The following is a 17,561-nucleotide window of genomic DNA, read 5'->3' as shown; positions in this document are numbered from 1 at the left end:
GAATCTGATTGTATCCTTAGGCTGCTAAACGTATCTTTTCCGTCCTATACCTGCAAGACCGATCAGTCCAAATCCCAATAAAGCCATGGTCGTGGGTTCAGGTATGATCCAGGATTCTGCATCGTGGGAGAAAGGGGCGACTTTGTCGACAACCGGTTTGGGAATGCCGTCTTTGGTTAAACTTGTTGTGAGGGTATATAAATCAAAATGAATGCCGTACCCGTTTGTCATCCCTGATACATCAATATCAAAATCGGCAAAAAGCATGGCCGTGTCTGAGTTCGTGTCATCCGCAACATTATACCCGTTTGCCAACACCCCAGCATTAAAGCTGTTAGAAGGGAGAAAGCTGTTATTAATGACCGATGAAGTGCCGGGTTCGAATTGTATACCTGTATTGTTTAATTCATCAGTGAATTGAAATGAAAATTCATAATAATAGGTGTCAAATATACCGTGGGCCTGCAGATCGTCAGGGGTGTTTTTATCGGTGGACTCTATGGCAATAGGCGGTGTGCCATAGGTTGAATCACCGACAAAATCAAATGAATTCCCGCCAAAAGTAAATGAGCCATAGTCAATACTGTCATTTTTTTCTACCCCTACAGTTGCTCCGCTTTCATTCTTTTGGACAAGGGCGATTGAGACATAATATGTTTCTCCGGGGGAATAGTTTTGATTTTGGTCCATGTTTACCAGAACCCTTAAGTCAAAATCATTAGACGTTGATACGGTGCTTTCAATATAAGAAGTGGCGTCATACTGCCCGTCCGGCGTTATGTCCAGCTGCAGATACGGTACGGCCAATGCCGTTCCGGTTAGCAGCAATATACTTAAAAAGGCTAAAAATAATTTTTTCATCTGCCTAGTCCTTCACTACTTAACGTAAATTGAAAATAGGTTTAACAATACCGCTGCATAAACTGTGCCGGTTTCGGTGTGCTTTCGCTGGGAGGATTAACCCTTTAGGCTCCCGGCGCTGAAAAAAATTTATAGGCCATGGAAAAAGGAAAGTTTGTACATGGAATATTACAAAAAGTTCATAATATGTAGAAAACTTTGAAACTATTGGTTGAGTATTCTTTTTGCAGTTTCTGCGCCTGGAAATGCCGTATCGATTTTAAGTGCCTGCTTGAGATGTTTTCTGGCGGCTTCGTATTCCTTTAGTTTGTAATGGGACATGCCTAAATGATACTGTGTAGAAGCGCTTTTGGGATCAAGTCTGAGGCTCTCTTTAAATTCTGATACAGCGGTTTTATAGTTTCCTTTTTTGTAATAGATCCAACCCATTGTATCCAGAATATTCGGGTCCCCTGGGTGGACTTTTCTTGCCTTTTTTGCAAGCTCGAAGGCTTCGTCCAGGCGCTGTTCATTCTGGGCCAGGAGGAATGCCAGGTTATTTGCCGCATTGGCATGGTCGGGCGCGGCAGAGAGTACCATTTTATACTTTGCTTCTGCTTTGCCCTTTTCTCCCATGGTATCGTGGAGGTAGCCCATGCCCATTAACGCGGGGATATGATCTGGCTTCTCCGATAAGATTTCCTGGTAATGACGGGCGGCTTTTTGATGCTGCCCCTCTTTCATGAGCATATTCGCCATGGAAAGGTGGGCCGGCAGGAATACCGGGTCGATGTTGACAGCGGTTTTAAACGCATTGAAAGCTTGTTCTAGTTTTTGGCCGGCAAGAAACGCTTTGCCTTTCAGGTAATGGAGCATGGCCTGCTGGGTCGGGGGGACCGAGGTGTTCTGCTGTTCGATGAGAACTAAAGCATCTTCCGGCTTATTTTCCTTAAGGTAGAGGGTGACCAGGGTGCTGAGCATACCGATGTTGCCAGGGGACAGGGCAAGCCTTTTTTTCAGGGTGCTGATGGCGGCATCCACCCTTCCCCATTCCAGGTAGACCTTCACCAAAAGGTGATGTGCAAGGCTGCTGCCAGGTGTTTGTTTCAGCATCATTTTACAGATATTTTCGGCTTCCTGGAATTTTTTTTCCTGAAGCTTGAATTGCGTCACAAGGGGCATGATCCGCGGGCTTCTGGGGTTGGATTTCAGAATCCATTCAATTTCCTTTTCTGCTGCTTCCATATTCTTTTCGGCCAGATGAATTTCGGCGAGCATGTACCGGGCGTTGATGAGGTGTGGATTCAGTGCCAGGGCGATATTCAGGTGGTCTTTTACCTGCTGGGCTTCAAAAAGTTCAGGGGTGTTCAGAAATCCGGCTGCTGCCCGGTAGACATCCTGACCGGGAATGTTCCGGCTGCCTTTGCTGCGAATGCATACGGCCTTATAGTAGTAGGCGTCTGCATTGTACCGGTCCTGATCAAGGATTTTATCGAAATCTGAGAAGGCCTCTTGGGTTTTTCCCCTGATAATGAGGAGCCGCCCTTTTATCATCAGGGCGTCAATATCATCCGGTGATGCGGCAAGGGCCTTGTCTGCATAGGTTTCTGCCCTGTCAATATCATTGAAGTGAAAATACATCTGTGAAAATCCTGTGAGCACTTTTACAGGGGCCTTGTTTAATCCAAGTGCCTTTTCCAAGATGCCGGTTGCATTTTGCCGGCGGTTTGTCCTGACATAAAATTCAGCCAGTTTCAGGTAGGGATAGACCTCTTCCGGTGCAAGGGATAGTGCCTTTTTGTATTCCTGCTCGGCTTGTTCGAGATCCATTCTGCTTTCGCAGAATGCCGCAAAATCAATTTGTTTTAAGGCGTTTTCCCCGGGAGTTTCAAGCATTTTCCTCAGGGTCTTTTCTGCGTCTTGGGCATTTCCCGTTTTAAGGTAAAGCTTGGCCAGCTCGATATAGGGCGGCCGTTTGGACGGGGCGATGGAGAGGGTTTTAAGGTATGCCGCCTCTGCATTTTCCCATTGCCCGGCATTATCGTAAATGCTGGCAAGGAACATGTTGGGCGCATAGGCCTGGGGGGCCAGGGACACCGCTGTTTCCATTGTTTTGACCGCCGCTTTAAGATTGCGTTCCCTGATCTGTACCCCGGCCAGCAAATGGTATGCCTCAATGCTGTCCGGACGCTGTGCCAGCACCCTCTCCGCAATGTTTCTGGCCTCAATCAATTTATTTTCCCGGATATGTATCTGCCCGAGTTTTAACTGGGCATCAAGATTGGCCGGATTCAGCCGGGCAGCCCGGCGGAAAAAGTATATGCCCCTTTCTTGATCGTTCTGCTTAATATGGGCCTCGCCCAGGAGATAGTTGGCATGGTCGCTTTCAGGATCGATGGCCAATGCGTTGCGAAGTTCAATTGTTGCGCTGGCATAGTCCTTTTCCCCAATGAATTTTTCAGCTTTTTGCACATGGCTGTCGAATTTTTTCCGGTCTGAATCGGCGCATGAACTGATGACGGCTGAGAATAAGACCACACAGATTATAAAGATCCGATACGCTTTCATTTCGCCCCTGAAGTGTTGGAAGGTTACGATCTCATTATCATTGTCTACTATATCTTTGGGATTGAGTAAACCTCGGCCGGAAAATATTGGTAATTTGGTTCAAAATGACGTAAGGAAAAGGAAACCGTAAAAAATGGGGGGAAATTGTGAAAAGACTGATCTGGATCCTTTTATTTTTGATGCTGGCCGTCTGGCCCGGCTGCAGAACCTTTCCCGAGGCAGGACACGGACCTGTGGCCGGCTCTCCGGTGGTCAAACACAAGGGCCACGGGCCGCCGCCCCATGCCCCGGCCCATGGGTACCGCCATAAACACCAGGGACATACCCTGGAATATCATCAGAGGGAAGGCGCCTATGTGGTGGTGAATATCCCTGGCACCTATTTTCTGGACGGCCTTTACATGCGCCTCGCCGAAAGCGGAAGATGGTATGTATCGGCAACTCTCCAGGGGGGATGGCGGCTGGCTGCCGGCAATGAGGTGCCCCAAAAGCTCAAAGCCTATAAGAAAAAGTCCAAAAAGCAGAAAAAGCCGAAAAAGAAAAAGTATAAATATTGATGCCCCGGCTCAGAGCTGCTCCAGGATTTTTCTGGCTTCGCCGCTGCCCTTGAAATCCGGTTTCAGTGCCAGGGCCTTTTCCAGTGCGGCCCTGGCCTGTTCGTATTTCCACATTTTGTTGTAAGTCATCCCGAGATGGTAGTGGAAGACCGGGTTCTGCGGTTCCTTGTCCACGCAGGCTTTAAATTCCTGTGCGGCGCTGGGATAGAGTTGCTTTTTATAATAGACCCATCCAAGGGTGTCGATGACCGCTGGGATGCCGCCTGTTTTTACCCTGGCCTGCCGGGCCAGGGCCAGTGCTTCGTCCAGATTCCTGTTCTGCTGGGCATATAAAAAGGCCAGGTTGTTCAGGGCGGGAATGAAATTCGGATTGACGGACAGGGATTTTTTATAATGGGTTTCTGCCAGATCCCATTTATTCTTTTTTTCGTAAAGGGTGCCAAGGAGCGTATGCGGGGCGGCCTGGTCCGGCCGGTGCCGGATCAGTTCCGTATACAATGCCATTGCCTGGTCCGTATTCCCCCCGGCCTTATGGAGTCCGGCCAGGGTCAGATAGGGGGGAATATAAGCGGGGTTTTTACGGATGGACAGTTCAAGGGACTGTTTGGCCGGCTCGGTCTGGCCCAGGGCGATGAGTAGCCCTGCCTTGAGGTTCAGGATAACGGAGGCTGCGATTGGGGTGCCCGCCACCTTTTCCAGATGGCTGTCGCAGACGGTTATCGCCTGTTGGTGGGCGTTGTTTCCGGCATGGACATCAATGAGCTGGGTAAAGACATCCATGAGCATGGGGTTGCGCGCCAGGGCCTTATTGAAATTTTCCAATGCCGCCTCGGTCTTTTTTTCCGCCCGGCAGACCAGGCCCAGCCTGAAATAGGCCGCCGGGTTGTCCGGTGCAATGACAATCATTCTTTCATAGACGGCCCTGGCTTGATCCAGTTCGTTCCGGGCCAGATGGATATTGCCGAGAAGAATGTTGGCGCTGTAGTTGTCCGGGGTGCTGGCCAGCACATGATTCACTTCGGTCTCGGCCAGAAAATAATCCTTATTTTTAAGATGGCTGCCGGCCATGACCATCCGGGCCGGAAGGTGGTTCGGGGCCAGTTCCAGGGTTTTGGAAATATAGGGCAGTCCTTCTTTGGAACGGCCGCGTTTGATCAGGGTGCTTCCCAGCATAAAATTGGTGGGCGCAGAGTTGGGCTCTTCTTGTACCAGTTCCCGGAAGATGGCAATGGCCTTATCCAACTGTTTTTTTTGCGCCAGGATTTTGCCCTTTATCGCCCTTGACGGTGCATGGGCGGGGCGCGCTTTGAGAATTTCGTCCACCAGTGCTTCGGCCTGTTCAAGGTTTTTATGGCTGAGGAGGAACTCGGCATGAAGCAGTTTGAGTTCATGGTTGTCCGGGGCGATGGCCACGGCCTTCTGGATATAGTTTTCGGCTTTTTCGGGGGCGCCGGCGGCGTTGAAGTGGCGGGCCAGGACCAGATGGGGTTTGATGTTTTGGGGATCCGAGACAATTGCCTTTTCCAGTACCGCCACAGCCTCATCCTGTTTTCCCACGGACAGGTAATGGCTGCCCAGCATGACCTGGGCATCACCCTTGCCGGGCATGCTTGCGGCCAGTTGTTTGAGCAGGTCTTCCGCCTTGTCTCTTTCCTGTTGTGAAAGATAAAGGCCGTACAGGGCACGGTATATGCCCAGGTTTTCAGGGTCCAGGTCCCGGGCGGCCTTCAGGTGGGTCTCCGCTCGCTGTGTCTCTTTTCCGGCGGTGTAGATGCCGGCCAGGGCAATATGGGCCCTGACCTGTTTGGGATCCAACTCAAGAATGCGGCGGTAAATTCCGGCCATGGATTCCGGTAACGCCTTTTCCCGTGCAATGAGGCCGGCGTTCAGGTAAAGGGCCTTTATATGGTCCGGATTTTTTTCCAGGATAAAATCCACCCTTTTCCGGGCCTGGGTGAGATCCTTGGCTAAAATGGCAAATCCTGCCAGTTCAAGTTTGGTGTCCAGGTCCTCCGGGGCAAGCTGTTCCAGCCGGAGAAGGGTTTTGTAGGCATTGGGGGCGTCTTTAAGCTTGAGGTGGGTTTTGGCCATCAGGGTATGGGCCTTGATGGATTCCGGTGCCAGCTTGATGGCGTTTTTAAGCTGTATCAGGGCCTTTTCATATTCCCCGGTCTGGAAGTAGGCCTCTGCCTCGCTGATATAGGAGTCGGTTTTTTTCTGTTCGGATGCGCAACCCCAGATCAGGGTGGATAAGATTAAAAATACCGGAATGATTCTTTTGAGATTGTTGGGGAACATAGAACTCTCCTGAACGTAACGTTGAATGAATAATACCCCTTTTATCCCAATTTCCCTGCAATTGGCAACGGCAAAAAACAGGTTTTAGTATTATCGATGGAAAAACCCGGGCCGTGTTGGCGGATCTGTTGCCGGCCGGGTCAGGCGGCGCAGATGCCGTACCGGGGGAGAATCTCGTGGACAAGGGTGAACCTGTGGTCCAGCAGGGCATCGTGAAAGTATTTCCAGTTGCTTTCCAGAAAGTCCGGATGCCAGGGGTAGGCTTCGGCCGCCTTAGCCGTTCCCAGTGCCCGGTGCTTCCACGAGTGTTTCCCACAAGGATCATAGGACAGGGACCTGGCCCCGAATGGGAAATAGCCCTCTTCTATGGCCCTTAACCAGGCGCTGTGGCGGTCTTTGCCTTCTTCATAGGTAAATGTCGTGAACAGGGAATGGATTTTGGTTTTGTAGAATTCATCCAGGCCCGGCACCTGGGCGTCTGCATCACCTGCCCTGAACCGCTGCATGGCCCGGCAGAGACCGTTGGCTGCAGCCATGAAATCATCGGTGTTGGACCGGTACTGCCGTTCCCCCCTGTGATTTTTATAACTCCAGTTCAGGTAGGGCAGGTCCGGAAAGCTCAGGGCGGCACTATGGCCCAGGGGCAGGATATCCCCCGTAAGTTTACCGGCGGTTTTGTCAAAAAGCCTGCCAAAGAACCGGTGGAGCATGTTTTCCGGATCAAGGCCGGTGCCGGATTCGTCTTTCAGCCGGCTGATGTCGTTGATGTCATGGTTGATGCCGGCAAAACCGCGGTGGGCCCAGGTATCGGCGTAGACATGCATGGTGATGCCCAGACGGTGGAGGCCGAAGGGCTTGTCCCTGTCCCGGATGCAGGCGGCAATCATATCCCGGGCCACGGGGCTCTCTTTTCTGCAGACGACTTTTTCGGTAAAGTGCTGATGGGGCTTTTCCCCGGCCCCATGTCCGTCGTTTCCCGGGAGAAAGTGGAAGGGCAGCCAGACCCGGTGGTTGGCCAATGCCTTAAAATTTCTGTAATCCGCCATTTTATGTGCGGAGCAGGTCCGGGCGTAAAGGGCCCGGTTCTGGAACCGGATGGTGCCTGTCTGTACAGCGTCGTCTACATATTGGGCGCAATAGGCGATTTTTTCAGCCCCGGGGTGATCAAACCCCGCTGCCCGGGCCGTCACGTAGGTTACAGTGTGGTGAAAATCGATCTGCATGGCATCCTCCCTTATGGTTACAGGTGTTTGGGTGGCATGGGGAAGGCGGCATCCGGCCTGAAAACGTGCTCAATAGAGGACAGAAAGGAAAAGGCACTTGGAAATCTATAGTAAAATTAATAAAAAAAATCAATATTCTTCATAGGGTTTAAACCTATGGGGGATAGGGAAATTGCCCTACATCCAATTTGCGCTTCTCTCCTATTGTTATCGTGGATTTCATTTACTACATCCTAATTGGTGACCGGACGAAAATCATAAATTTTCGTCCGGTCACCAATTAACTATCAACCCACGAAAAAGCGGGTAGTCGCTTTTTTGATCTGATCTGGCGTTATTCGGTACGGTGCGGTTTACAGCTATGGTTTCTTTCCCGCTTTTCCACATCCAGAACGGAGGTATGTATGGCAGTTCCCCAGTTCCGTGTCGGCGAAACAACACTTGGGCAATTGGTGGATCTTGTGGCGGACCAATTCGGAGAGAATGAAGCGGTTAATTATTATGAATACGGGATCCGCCATACCTGGTCAGGATTCAGGGATGAGTGCAATGAAACGGCCAAGGGATTCATGGCTCTGGGAATTCAACCGGGAGACAAGGTGGCGATCTGGGCAAATAATGTCCCCCAGTGGCTCTATTCCCAGTACGGCACCGGGAAGATGGGCGGCGTGCTGGTTACGGTGAACACCAATTATAAAAGTTTTGAACTGGAATACCTTATGTCCCAATCCGATGCCTCAACCCTGATTCTCATCGGCGGTGTCAGAAGTGCGGATGAATATATCAATGTGGTCAGGGAGGTCGCCCCCGAGATCATGGACTGTGAGCCGGGGCAGTTGAAAAGTGCGAAGCTGCCTGAACTGAAAAATGTGGTCTATGTGGGGGATCCCAGGGAGTGCCTTCCCGGAATGCTGGCCTGGGATGATATGATTGAGATGGGGAAATCCGTCTCAGATGAGGCACTTGCGGCCCGCCAGGCATCCCTGGACCCCGATGAGGTGATCAATATGCAGTATACTTCGGGCACCACCGGTTTTCCCAAGGGCGTGATGCTTTCCCATACCAATATTATCGGGAATGCCAAGAGTTTGGGGGCCTGCATGAACCTGTCCCCGGAAGACAACCTCTGTATTCCGGTGCCTTTTTTCCACTGCTTCGGTTGTGTGCTGGGCACCCTGACCTGCGTGGTTTCCGGGGCCGCCATGTCTCCGGTGACCCAGTTTAAGCCCGGGACGGTGCTTGAGGCGGTGGAGGCCAATAAATGCACCGCCCTCCACGGGGTCCCCACCATGTTCATTGCCGAACTGGAAGAGATGGAGAATAAATCCTATGACACCAGTTCCCTGCGGACCGGAATCATGGCCGGTTCCCCCTGCCCCATTGAAGTGATGAAAAAGGTGGTGAATCTCATGGGGGCCGACGAAATGACCATAGTCTACGGCCAGACCGAGGCCTCCCCCGGGATTACCCAGACCCGGCCAGAGGATTCCCTGGACCTGAGGGTCTCCACGGTGGGCCGTTCCCTGCCCGGGGTGGAGGTGAAAATTGTGGACACGGTCACGGGTGACCCGGTGGATATCTGCGTCCAGGGGGAACTCTGCACCCGGGGCTACCATGTAATGAAGGGGTATTATAAAAATCCTGAGGCCACGGCTAATGCCGTCACCAAAGACGGCTGGCTCCATACCGGCGATTTGGCCGTGATGGATGAACAGGGATATTGTAAGATCACCGGCCGGATCAAGGATATGATCATACGGGGCGGGGAAAATATTTACCCCAGGGAGATCGAGGAATTCCTCTATACCCACCCCAAGGTTCTGGATGTCCAGGTGGTGGGGGTGCCCAGCGAAAGGTACGGGGAGGAAGTGGCCGCCTATATCCAGTTGAGAAACGGCGAAGATGCCGAATCCGATGAGTTCCGAATGTTCTGTGCCGACAGAATCGCCTTTCATAAGATTCCGGCTTTTTTCTTTTTCGTGGACGAGTATCCCACCACAGCCTCGGGCAAAATCCAGAAGTATAAACTGCGGGAGCTTGCCGTTGATCTCCTTGACCGCCAGGCCGCCGCAGCCGTGAAAACCGCCTGATCCTTACCCTTTTTCCTGTTTTTACCGGGCCGGGGCTCTCTCCCCGGCCCTGAACATCCCACCGCCATCTTTATTCAGCCCGAACTTGCAAATCCCGGGGGCCTGATATACTCTTCTACATTGTGAATAAAATCTCAGGATCCATTATCATTAATAGAAATATAAGGAGAGTATACTCATGGGAACCATGGAAAATTTAGCAGCAGCATTTGCAGGAGAGAGCCAGGCCAACCGCAGATACCTTGCCTTTGCCGCCAAAGCGGATAAAGATGGCTTTCCCCAGGTGGCCAAGTTGTTCAGGGCTGCGGCGGAAGCCGAAACCATCCACGCCCATGCCCACCTTAGGGCAATGGGGGGGATCAACGCCACCCTGGAAAACCTTGAAGCTGCCATTGCCGGCGAAGCCCATGAATTCAAGGAAATGTACCCTCAATTCATTGAAGAAGCCCAAAAAGAGGGCAATAAAAAGGCGCTGACCACATTTAAAAACGCCATGCCCGTGGAGGAAGTCCACCACGACCTCTACACCAAGGCCCTTGAGGCGGTGAAAGGGGGCGGTGACCTGCCTGAAGCCAGCATCCACATCTGTCCGGTATGCGGCCATACCATTGAGGGCGGTGTCCCGGAAAAATGCCCGGTATGCAATGTGCCCGGTAAAAAGTATATTGAAATTTCCTAGCAGATCATCCGGCCGGGGGAAGTCCTTTTCCCGGCCCTTTTTATTATGTACGGCGATAGAGCGCCTGGCGATAAAACGCCTAGAAAAAGGAAGACCATGGGCTGGCGAATCCAACCGAAAATTGAGTACATTCTTGATAAATCCCTTGATGACGGCATCAGCCGGGAAGAGGCCGATGCCCTGATCCGGCTGGACCTGCGGTCCAAAGAAACCTATGCTCTGATGGAAACGGCTGACCGGCTGTCCCGTCAGACCTTCGGCCTGAAGGGGGAGAACCATCTCCACATCGGGGTGAACCTTGAACCCTGTCCCCTGAACTGCCGCTTCTGCTCCCTGACCAAGGAAGCGGGGATATTTACCGAAAAAATCGAATTTGAATATGAACAGATTCTGGCATGGGCCCGGGAGGCCGAGTCCAACGGGGGCGATGCCCTGAACATCATGACCACGGGCACCTATTCTTTTAACCGGCTTCTCGAGTTGGGGGAGCGGCTGAAAAAAGCCGTTGCCGTGCCCCTGGTGGCCAATACCCGGGATATCTCCCACGCCGAGGGGGAACAACTCCTTGAGGCCGGATTTGTGGGGGCCTACCATGCAGTGCGCCTGGGTGAGGGCCGGGATACCCCCCTGAAAAAGGAAAAACGGATCCATACCATCCAGGTATTCAGGGATGTGGGGCTGAAATGGATGAACTGCGTGGAACCGGTGGGGCCGGAGCACAGGCCGGAAGAACTGGTGGAGCTCATGTTTCTGGCCCGGGAGTACGGGGCCGCCTATTCCGGGGTGATGCGCCGGGTGAACTTCCCGGGCAGCCCCATGGAAAAATACGGAATGATTACGGAATTTGAGATGGCCCGCCTGGTGGCGGTTTCCCGTCTGGTCATGGGCCGGGTGCCCCGTGCCCACTGCACCCACGAGCCCCATACCGCCTCCATGACCGCCGGTGCCAACCTCTTTTTCCCGGAAAAGGGCTCCAGTCCCAGGGATGACCAGGCAGATACCGGAAAGGGCAGGGCAATGGATATTGCCGCATGCCGCAGGATGCACTGGGAGACCGGATGGAATCCTGATCTGCCGTCTAATTGCTTTTAGAAGAATGTTGATATGAAGTTGTATGCTGATATGATGGAGAATATTGATATGAAAAAGATGAAATGGATCTCATTGGCCCTCCTCTTTTTCTGGGCGGTCTGCTGCCCGGGAACGGCCCTGGCATTTAACGCGGGTACCTGGAAAACGGCCCAGACCATCCAGCCTTTTTTCTATGAAAAGTTCACCGGGACGGGGAATTCCGTCAAGGTTTTTTCATTTACCAATCCCGCCGACCAGAAAACCGCATTGCTGGCCGGCAATCTGGATATCTGCGGCACCACCATTGCCCACGCCCTGCACTCGGCCTCCCTGGGTCAGCCCGTGGTCGTGGTGGCGGCACTATGCAATAAATGTTCGGCCTTTGTGGTGGGGGCGGACAGCACGGTTCAGTCCCCGGCTGACCTCAAGGGGAAAAAAATCGGATATGTGCCCGGCACCATGCACGAGATCCTGCTCAGGGAATCCCTGGTCCGGTCAGGCCTTTCCCCGGACCGGGACGTGCAGCTGACCCGGGTGGATTTTTTCGACATGGGCCTGGCCCTGGCCCGGGGCGGCATTGACGCCTTTGTCTCGGGGGAGCCTTTCCCCACCATGGCCAAGCTCAAGGGCTACGGCAGGATTCTTTCCTATCCCTATTACGGGGAATCCATCGGCACCATCAATGCGGGCATGCTGGTGACCCGGAAAACCATTGAGAAAAATCCCGGCCTGGTTCTGGATATGGTCAGGGCCCATGCCCGGGCCACCCGCCACCTGCAGAAGGATAAAGAAAAGTGGCTGAAAAAGGCCTCAGAGTTCGGCACCCCCATGGAGGTGCTGGAAGGGGCTGCCCCCAACATGGAACTGGCCTGGGATATGGACGCGTCCTTTGTAAAACGGGCCCGGGCCCTGGGGGAGCGGATGCAGGATCTGGGAGTGATCAAACGCCAGCCCGATTATGACCGGCTGTTTGATTTAAGCTTTGTGAACCAGGTCAGGGCAGAGGCCGGGGAGTAGGACGCCGGATGCACCGTATCCTGCCATGGATTCTGCCGGCTGCGGCGCTCATGGGATGGGGTATGGCCTCACGCCTGGGCTGGGTGCCGGCGTATCTGCTGCCTTCGCCCGGAGACACCCTGGACATGGCCCGGTTGTATATACTGGGGACCCCGGGGCAGGGGCCCTATGCCGGCCGTTTTGCCGGAGATGCCCTGGCCAGCCTGGGCCGGGTGGGCCTGGGGTTCGGCCTGGCAACGGTCCTGGGCCTGACCCTGGGCATCTGGTCCGGCCGGGTGCCGGCGGCGGCCCGCCTGCTGAACACCCCGGTGAACGGATTGCGGGCGGTGCCCGGCATCACCTGGCTGCCCCTGGCCATGGTCTGGTTCGGCATCGGCCTGAAAACAACGGTATTCCTGGTGGCCCTGGCCGCCTTTTTTCCCATTTATCTCAATGCCGCTTCCGGCGCCGCCCAGGTCAACCCTCTGCTGCTCCAGGCCGGGGCCATGATGGGGGTGGACCGGGTCCGGGGCACCTTTGCCATTCTTCTGCCTGCGGCCATGCCCGCCATTACCACTGGGCTGCGCCTGGGCTTGGGCATCTCATGGGCCTATTTGGTGCTGGGGGAACTCTCCGGGGTGCCCGACGGGCTGGGAGCGGTGATCATGGATGCCCGGATGCTGGGCCGTATCGACATGATCGTTGTGGGCATTATTATTATCGCCTTAATGGGCCAGGCCAGCGACTGGCTGTTGAAAAACGGGTTGAAATTCTGTTTTAAAAGTGCGGCCCGCCAGATATGATATGAATCCATATGAAGGATGAAGTGAAAGAATCAGAACAGATCACGATGCTGGATGTTCAGGGCCTGGCAATGGAATTTCCGGTGAACGGCAGCCGGATCCGGGTGATTTCCGGCCTGAGCTTTGCAGCGGCGGCCGGGGAGTTTATCTGCGTCCTGGGGCAGAGCGGCTGCGGCAAGTCCACCCTGCTTAAGCTGCTGGCCGGCTTCATCCAGCCCACGGCAGGGCGGATATTATTCAAGGGGACACCCGTGTCCGCCCCCGGCCCGGACCGCTGTGTGGTCTTCCAGGAAGATGCCCTCTTTCCCTGGCTCACCGTGGAGGAGAATATCGGGTTCGGGCTTAAGGGGAAGGGGCTGGCAGCAGGAGAAAAGGCGGACCGGGTGAACCGGTTCCTGGAACTCACCGGCCTTGGGCGGTTTCGCCATTACCTGCCAAAGGAGATTTCAGGGGGGATGAAGCAGCGGGTGGCCCTGGCCCGGGTCCTGGTGCTCAGCCCCGAGGTCCTGCTCATGGACGAGCCCTTTGCCGCCCTGGACGCCCAGACCCGGGAGCGGATGCAGGACCTGCTCTTGGAACTCTGGGCGGAACTGAAGCAGACCATTGTCTTCGTCACCCACGATGTACGTGAGGCCGTGACCCTTTCGGACCGGACCATGGTGATGGGTGAAGGGGGGGCTGCCGATGCCTATGTCCCCATCGGCCTTCCCCGTCCCCGGATTCAGGAAGATGAAACCTTCACCGCCCTGGCGGCACGGCTGAAGTCCCTTGTTGCCCCGGTATGATTGTCAAGATTGATTATTCATCATAATCCGGAAAGGGGTGGCCCCATTTTTTGAAAATTTTCTCCAGAGCCCCGGTGGTGATGAGCCTTTCCATGCCTGCGTCATAGAGTGCCATTATGGTCCTTCCCCTTTTGGAATCCTGGAAAACCGGATAATAGCTTCTTGCGCCTACCGGTTCAATGCGCAGGTCAGATGAGGGGACCTTAAAGGGGCTGGCAGCAATGGTCTCCTGTATAAGATTTAAATCATCAATGTAAACGTCGCAACGGCCGATGAGGATCTGTCCCAGGGCCGCGTTCCCCGAGTCGGTTTCAATGGGGATGATGCCGGCCGGGAATTCCGAATTCTTGTAATATCCCCGCCGCCAGACTATTTTCCGGCCGATCAGGGAAGAAGGCCCCTGCCAGGAATTGATATTATTTTTTTTGAATACAGCGTAAAATCTGCCTTCATACATTTTGTGCCTGCCCAGCAAAAGACCGGGGAGAATGCCGTCCTTGTTTTTGCAGGTATACATATCTGCCTGCCCGTTCCTGACCAGGTACAGGCCCCGCTTGGCATTGGTGTATTTATGGCTTACCTGGACGCCCAGGTCTGAGAATATCCGGTTCAAAATTTCGTGGTAAAGTCCTGTGCCGTCTTTGTTGGTGAACCGCTCCCAGGAGGGGCTGGCGGAAAGGACTTTTTTTATGGGCAGTGAAGACGCCGCCTCTTTTGGCAATGGGCCGGCGGCTGCCGGTGCAAGGAATAGGTAGAACAAAGCTGTTAAGAGGCAGATCCTTTTCATAGGGGGAAGATTATAGGCCTTTTATTTATAAATGTCCACTTTGGGGCGGGAGATATTGGCCCTGTGCAAAAGGGGAGGCCATTTGATTTTGAATGAGCTTTTGTCATGCATTTCATGTATTAAAATCGGTTGACGCCTGAAACCGGTTTCATGTTTAATGATAGATCAGCCATGGAATGTCCAGCACAGGGGTTCCATTAATAGAAATCATAGACTCAGGAAGGATGGATAATATGAAAGCCAAAGAACTCATCGCACTTGAAGACCAGTTCGGGGCAAAAAATTATAAACCCCTGGATGTGGTGCTTTCAAAAGGGGAAGGCATCTGGGTATACGATGTGGACGGTAACAAATATATGGACTGCCTCTCGGCCTATTCAGCCGTCAACCAGGGGCATTGCCACCCCAAGATCCGCCAGGCCATGCTGGACCAGGCCGAGAAACTGACCCTGACCTCCCGGGCCTTCAGGAACGACCAGCTTCCCCTGTTATACGAAGAGTTGTGCAGCCTCACCGATTCCCATCGGATGCTGCCCATGAATTCCGGTGCCGAAGCCGTTGAAACCGTGATCAAATGCGCCAGGAAATGGGGGTATGAATCCAAGGGCGTCATCGAAGGCCAGGCCGAGATCATCGTATGCAAGGATAATTTCCATGGCCGGACCCTCTCCATCATCGGGTTTTCCACCGACGACAACGCCCGCAGGAACTTCGGCCCCTTTACTCCCGGTTTTAAAACCATCCCCTTTGGGGATGCCAAGGCACTGGAAGATGCCGTCACTCCCAACACCGTGGCCTTTATGGTGGAGCCGGTTCAGGGTGAGGCCGGGGTCATCATTCCGCCCAAAGGCTACCTCAAGGACGTCCGCCGTATCTGCACGGAAAAAAATATCCTCATGATTCTGGACGAAATCCAGACCGGCCTGGGCCGGACCGGCAAACTGCTTGCCGAGGAACACGAAGGGGTTCAGGCTGACCTCACCCTCATCGGCAAGGCATTGTCCGGGGGATTCTATCCGGTATCCGCCGTCCTCTCCAACGACGAGGTCCTGGGGCTGCTTCAGCCGGGCCAGCACGGCTCCACCTTCGGCGGCAACCCATTGGCCTGCGCTGTGGCCCGGGCCGCCCTGAAGGTATTGGTGGAAGAGAAGATGGTGGAAAATGCCGCAACCGTCGGCGCCTATTTCCTGGAACAGCTCAAAACCATCCAGAGCCCGGCCATTAAGGAAGTCCGGGGCATCGGCCTGATGATCGCCATAGAGCTTGAGGAGGGCACCGATGGCGGCGCCAGGGCCATATGCGAGAAGCTGATGACCATGGGTATTCTCTGCAAGGAAACCCATACCTATACCATCCGGTTTGCCCCGCCCCTGATCATCACCAAAGCGGAAATTGACTGGGCTGTGGAGAAAATTAAAAAAGCCTTTGCCTAGTATGTGGGACGGGCATGTTCCGGACACAGGGGGCACACCGTCCCGCTGTTGTTCACATCAGGGTTTCTACCCTGTTTTTTCCGGATGTTTTGCCCCTGTACAGGGCCTTGTCTGCATTGGCAACGGCTTCATCCAGGGATTGGCCGTGTAACAGCGGCGCCAGCCCGAAGGTCATGGAAGGCCTGACCGGTTCATCCTTCCAGATAAATTTTTCCCGGGCCAGGTTCCGGCGGATCCGTTCGGCAAGAACGGTTCCGCCCCGGGCATCGGTTTCCGGAAGCAGAAAGATAAACTCCTCGCCCCCCCAGCGCCCCAGAATATCCTGTTCCCTGACCTGGCGGCCCAGAAATTGCGCCAGGGTTTCCAGTACATAATCTCCTGCATCGTGGCCCAGGGTGTCGTTGATTTTTTTAAAATCGTCGATATCCGCCAGGATAACGGTCATGGTCTCCTTATGCCGCCGCTGACGTACGGTTTCATGGGAGAATCGCTTTAAAAATCCCCTCCGGTTGTACAGGCCGGTGAGAGGGTCCCTGCGGGAGAGCGCGTCAAGCTTCCTGGCCTGGTCTTCAAGTTCCCTGGTCCTTTCTTTTACCAATTGTTCCAGCTTTTTATTCCGACGCAGGACATGGCTGGTTTTCAGCCTGACCAGGCCATATAAAATGAGGCCGGCCGTAATGACAGCCAGAATTCTAAAGGCCGTGGTCTGCCACCAGGCCGGGGCGATGTCCAGGGCCAGGGAGACGGGCTGGGCGCCCTTAATCCCCATGGCATTGGTGCCCTCGGCCTGGAAAAAATATCGTCCGGGCCGGAGGCCGGCATAGTGAACGGTTGTTCCCTTGCCGCGGACATGGTGCCAGGTGTTGTCATGGCCCTGGAGCCGGTATCTGTAGGTGTTGTTTTCAGGGTCATGGAAGTCCAGGAGGGCGAAGGATATGGATAAATTGTTTTCCCCATGGGAGAGGGATATCTCCTTTTTACCCGAAAATGGGCGGCCGCTCCCGGGTTGAAGACCAGGGGAAGGCTGAAGTTGAGGGAAAGCCCGGTTGCAGGGTCCAGGCGGGAGATGCCCCGGTCTGTGGACATCCATATGCCGCCGGAGGCGCCGGTTTGAATGGCCTGGATCCTTTCCCCGGCCAGGCCGTTGCCTTTGTTGTATTCCCGGATTTTATTCTGGTTACTATCCAATTGAACCAGGCCCTGGTCTGTGCCGGCCCATATGTCCCCCAGGCGGCCCAGGGCCAGGGCCGTAATGGAATGGTCCGGCAGCAGGGCCTCGGTATTTTTATTGCCCGGGGCGGCTCCCGCCGTTCCATCCACTGAAAACAGCCCCGAGGCGGTCCCCGCCCAGACCCTGTTCCGGTTATCGGCCAGAAGGGCGGTGATGGTCCGGTCCCTGCCCCCCCAGCCCACCCGTGTTTCCTCCCAGGT

General features: G+C 54.2%; 14 protein-coding genes. 8 read left to right on the top strand and 6 right to left on the bottom strand.

Annotation, left to right across the window (positions count from 1 at the left end):
- Nucleotides 1-24 precede the first annotated feature (24 nt).
- A complete protein-coding gene (locus HUN04_10835) occupies nucleotides 25-861 on the bottom strand; it encodes a PEP-CTERM sorting domain-containing protein (GenBank protein ID WDP90170.1) in 837 nt (278 codons plus the stop codon).
- A 204-nt stretch (nucleotides 862-1,065) separates the two neighbouring features.
- On the bottom strand, nucleotides 1,066-3,408 hold the full coding sequence (locus HUN04_10830) for a tetratricopeptide repeat protein (GenBank protein WDP90169.1): 2,343 nt from the start codon (nucleotides 3,406-3,408) through the stop codon (nucleotides 1,066-1,068).
- A 146-nt stretch (nucleotides 3,409-3,554) separates the two neighbouring features.
- Here HUN04_10830 and HUN04_10825 point away from each other — a divergent pair, with 146 nt between their 5' ends.
- On the top strand, nucleotides 3,555-3,965 hold the full coding sequence (locus tag HUN04_10825; GenBank protein ID WDP90168.1) for a hypothetical protein: 411 nt from the start codon (nucleotides 3,555-3,557) through the stop codon (nucleotides 3,963-3,965).
- A 9-nt stretch (nucleotides 3,966-3,974) separates the two neighbouring features.
- Here the strand turns inward: HUN04_10825 and HUN04_10820 are convergent, their stop codons facing one another.
- Nucleotides 3,975-6,263 carry a tetratricopeptide repeat protein gene (locus HUN04_10820; GenBank protein ID WDP90167.1) on the bottom strand — a complete coding sequence of 763 codons (2,289 nt, stop codon included), beginning with the start codon at nucleotides 6,261-6,263 and terminating at the stop codon, nucleotides 3,975-3,977.
- A gap of 140 nt (nucleotides 6,264-6,403) precedes the next feature.
- A complete protein-coding gene (locus HUN04_10815) occupies nucleotides 6,404-7,486 on the bottom strand; it encodes a hypothetical protein (protein WDP90166.1) in 1,083 nt (360 codons plus the stop codon).
- Nucleotides 7,487-7,890: 404 nt separating this feature from the next.
- On the opposite strand from HUN04_10815, the gene HUN04_10810 reads away from it, so the two are divergent.
- From HUN04_10810 to HUN04_10785, 6 genes are all read left to right on the top strand, one after another.
- Nucleotides 7,891-9,576: an AMP-binding protein gene (locus HUN04_10810; GenBank protein ID WDP90165.1), complete on the top strand. Its 1,686-nt coding sequence runs from the start codon at nucleotides 7,891-7,893 to the stop codon at nucleotides 9,574-9,576.
- 178 nt (nucleotides 9,577-9,754) lie between these two features.
- The gene (locus tag HUN04_10805; GenBank protein ID WDP90164.1) at nucleotides 9,755-10,255 is read left to right on the top strand and encodes a rubrerythrin family protein; all 501 of its coding nucleotides are present in this window, start codon (nucleotides 9,755-9,757) and stop codon (nucleotides 10,253-10,255) included.
- A gap of 96 nt (nucleotides 10,256-10,351) precedes the next feature.
- Nucleotides 10,352-11,347 (top strand): radical SAM protein, encoded by a 996-nt coding sequence (locus HUN04_10800; protein WDP90163.1) that lies wholly within the window; start codon nucleotides 10,352-10,354, stop codon nucleotides 11,345-11,347.
- Nucleotides 11,348-11,395: 48 nt separating this feature from the next.
- Nucleotides 11,396-12,343: an ABC transporter substrate-binding protein gene (locus HUN04_10795; GenBank protein WDP90162.1), complete on the top strand. Its 948-nt coding sequence runs from the start codon at nucleotides 11,396-11,398 to the stop codon at nucleotides 12,341-12,343.
- A gap of 8 nt (nucleotides 12,344-12,351) precedes the next feature.
- The gene (locus HUN04_10790) at nucleotides 12,352-13,125 is read left to right on the top strand and encodes an ABC transporter permease (protein WDP90161.1); all 774 of its coding nucleotides are present in this window, start codon (nucleotides 12,352-12,354) and stop codon (nucleotides 13,123-13,125) included.
- Nucleotides 13,126-13,136: 11 nt separating this feature from the next.
- Nucleotides 13,137-13,910, top strand: coding sequence for an ABC transporter ATP-binding protein (locus HUN04_10785; protein ID WDP90160.1), 774 nt, complete (start codon nucleotides 13,137-13,139; stop codon nucleotides 13,908-13,910).
- A gap of 13 nt (nucleotides 13,911-13,923) precedes the next feature.
- Here the strand turns inward: HUN04_10785 and HUN04_10780 are convergent, their stop codons facing one another.
- Nucleotides 13,924-14,697 (bottom strand): transporter substrate-binding domain-containing protein, encoded by a 774-nt coding sequence (locus HUN04_10780; GenBank protein ID WDP90159.1) that lies wholly within the window; start codon nucleotides 14,695-14,697, stop codon nucleotides 13,924-13,926.
- 224 nt (nucleotides 14,698-14,921) lie between these two features.
- On the opposite strand from HUN04_10780, the gene HUN04_10775 reads away from it, so the two are divergent.
- On the top strand, nucleotides 14,922-16,130 hold the full coding sequence (locus HUN04_10775; GenBank protein ID WDP90158.1) for an ornithine--oxo-acid transaminase: 1,209 nt from the start codon (nucleotides 14,922-14,924) through the stop codon (nucleotides 16,128-16,130).
- A gap of 52 nt (nucleotides 16,131-16,182) precedes the next feature.
- On the opposite strand, the gene HUN04_10770 is transcribed toward HUN04_10775, so the two are convergent.
- Nucleotides 16,183-17,220, bottom strand: a complete 1,038-nt coding sequence (locus HUN04_10770; GenBank protein WDP90157.1) for a GGDEF domain-containing protein — start codon at nucleotides 17,218-17,220, stop codon at nucleotides 16,183-16,185.
- Nucleotides 17,221-17,561: the final 341 nt, after the last annotated feature.

It is taken from the genome of Desulfobacter sp., assembly GCA_028768525.1.
In the GTDB taxonomy this organism is placed as follows: Bacteria; Desulfobacterota; Desulfobacteria; order Desulfobacterales; family Desulfobacteraceae; genus Desulfobacter.
The sequence above is the reverse complement of the archived record's forward strand: the minus strand, read 5'-3'. Positions and strand labels throughout refer to the sequence as shown.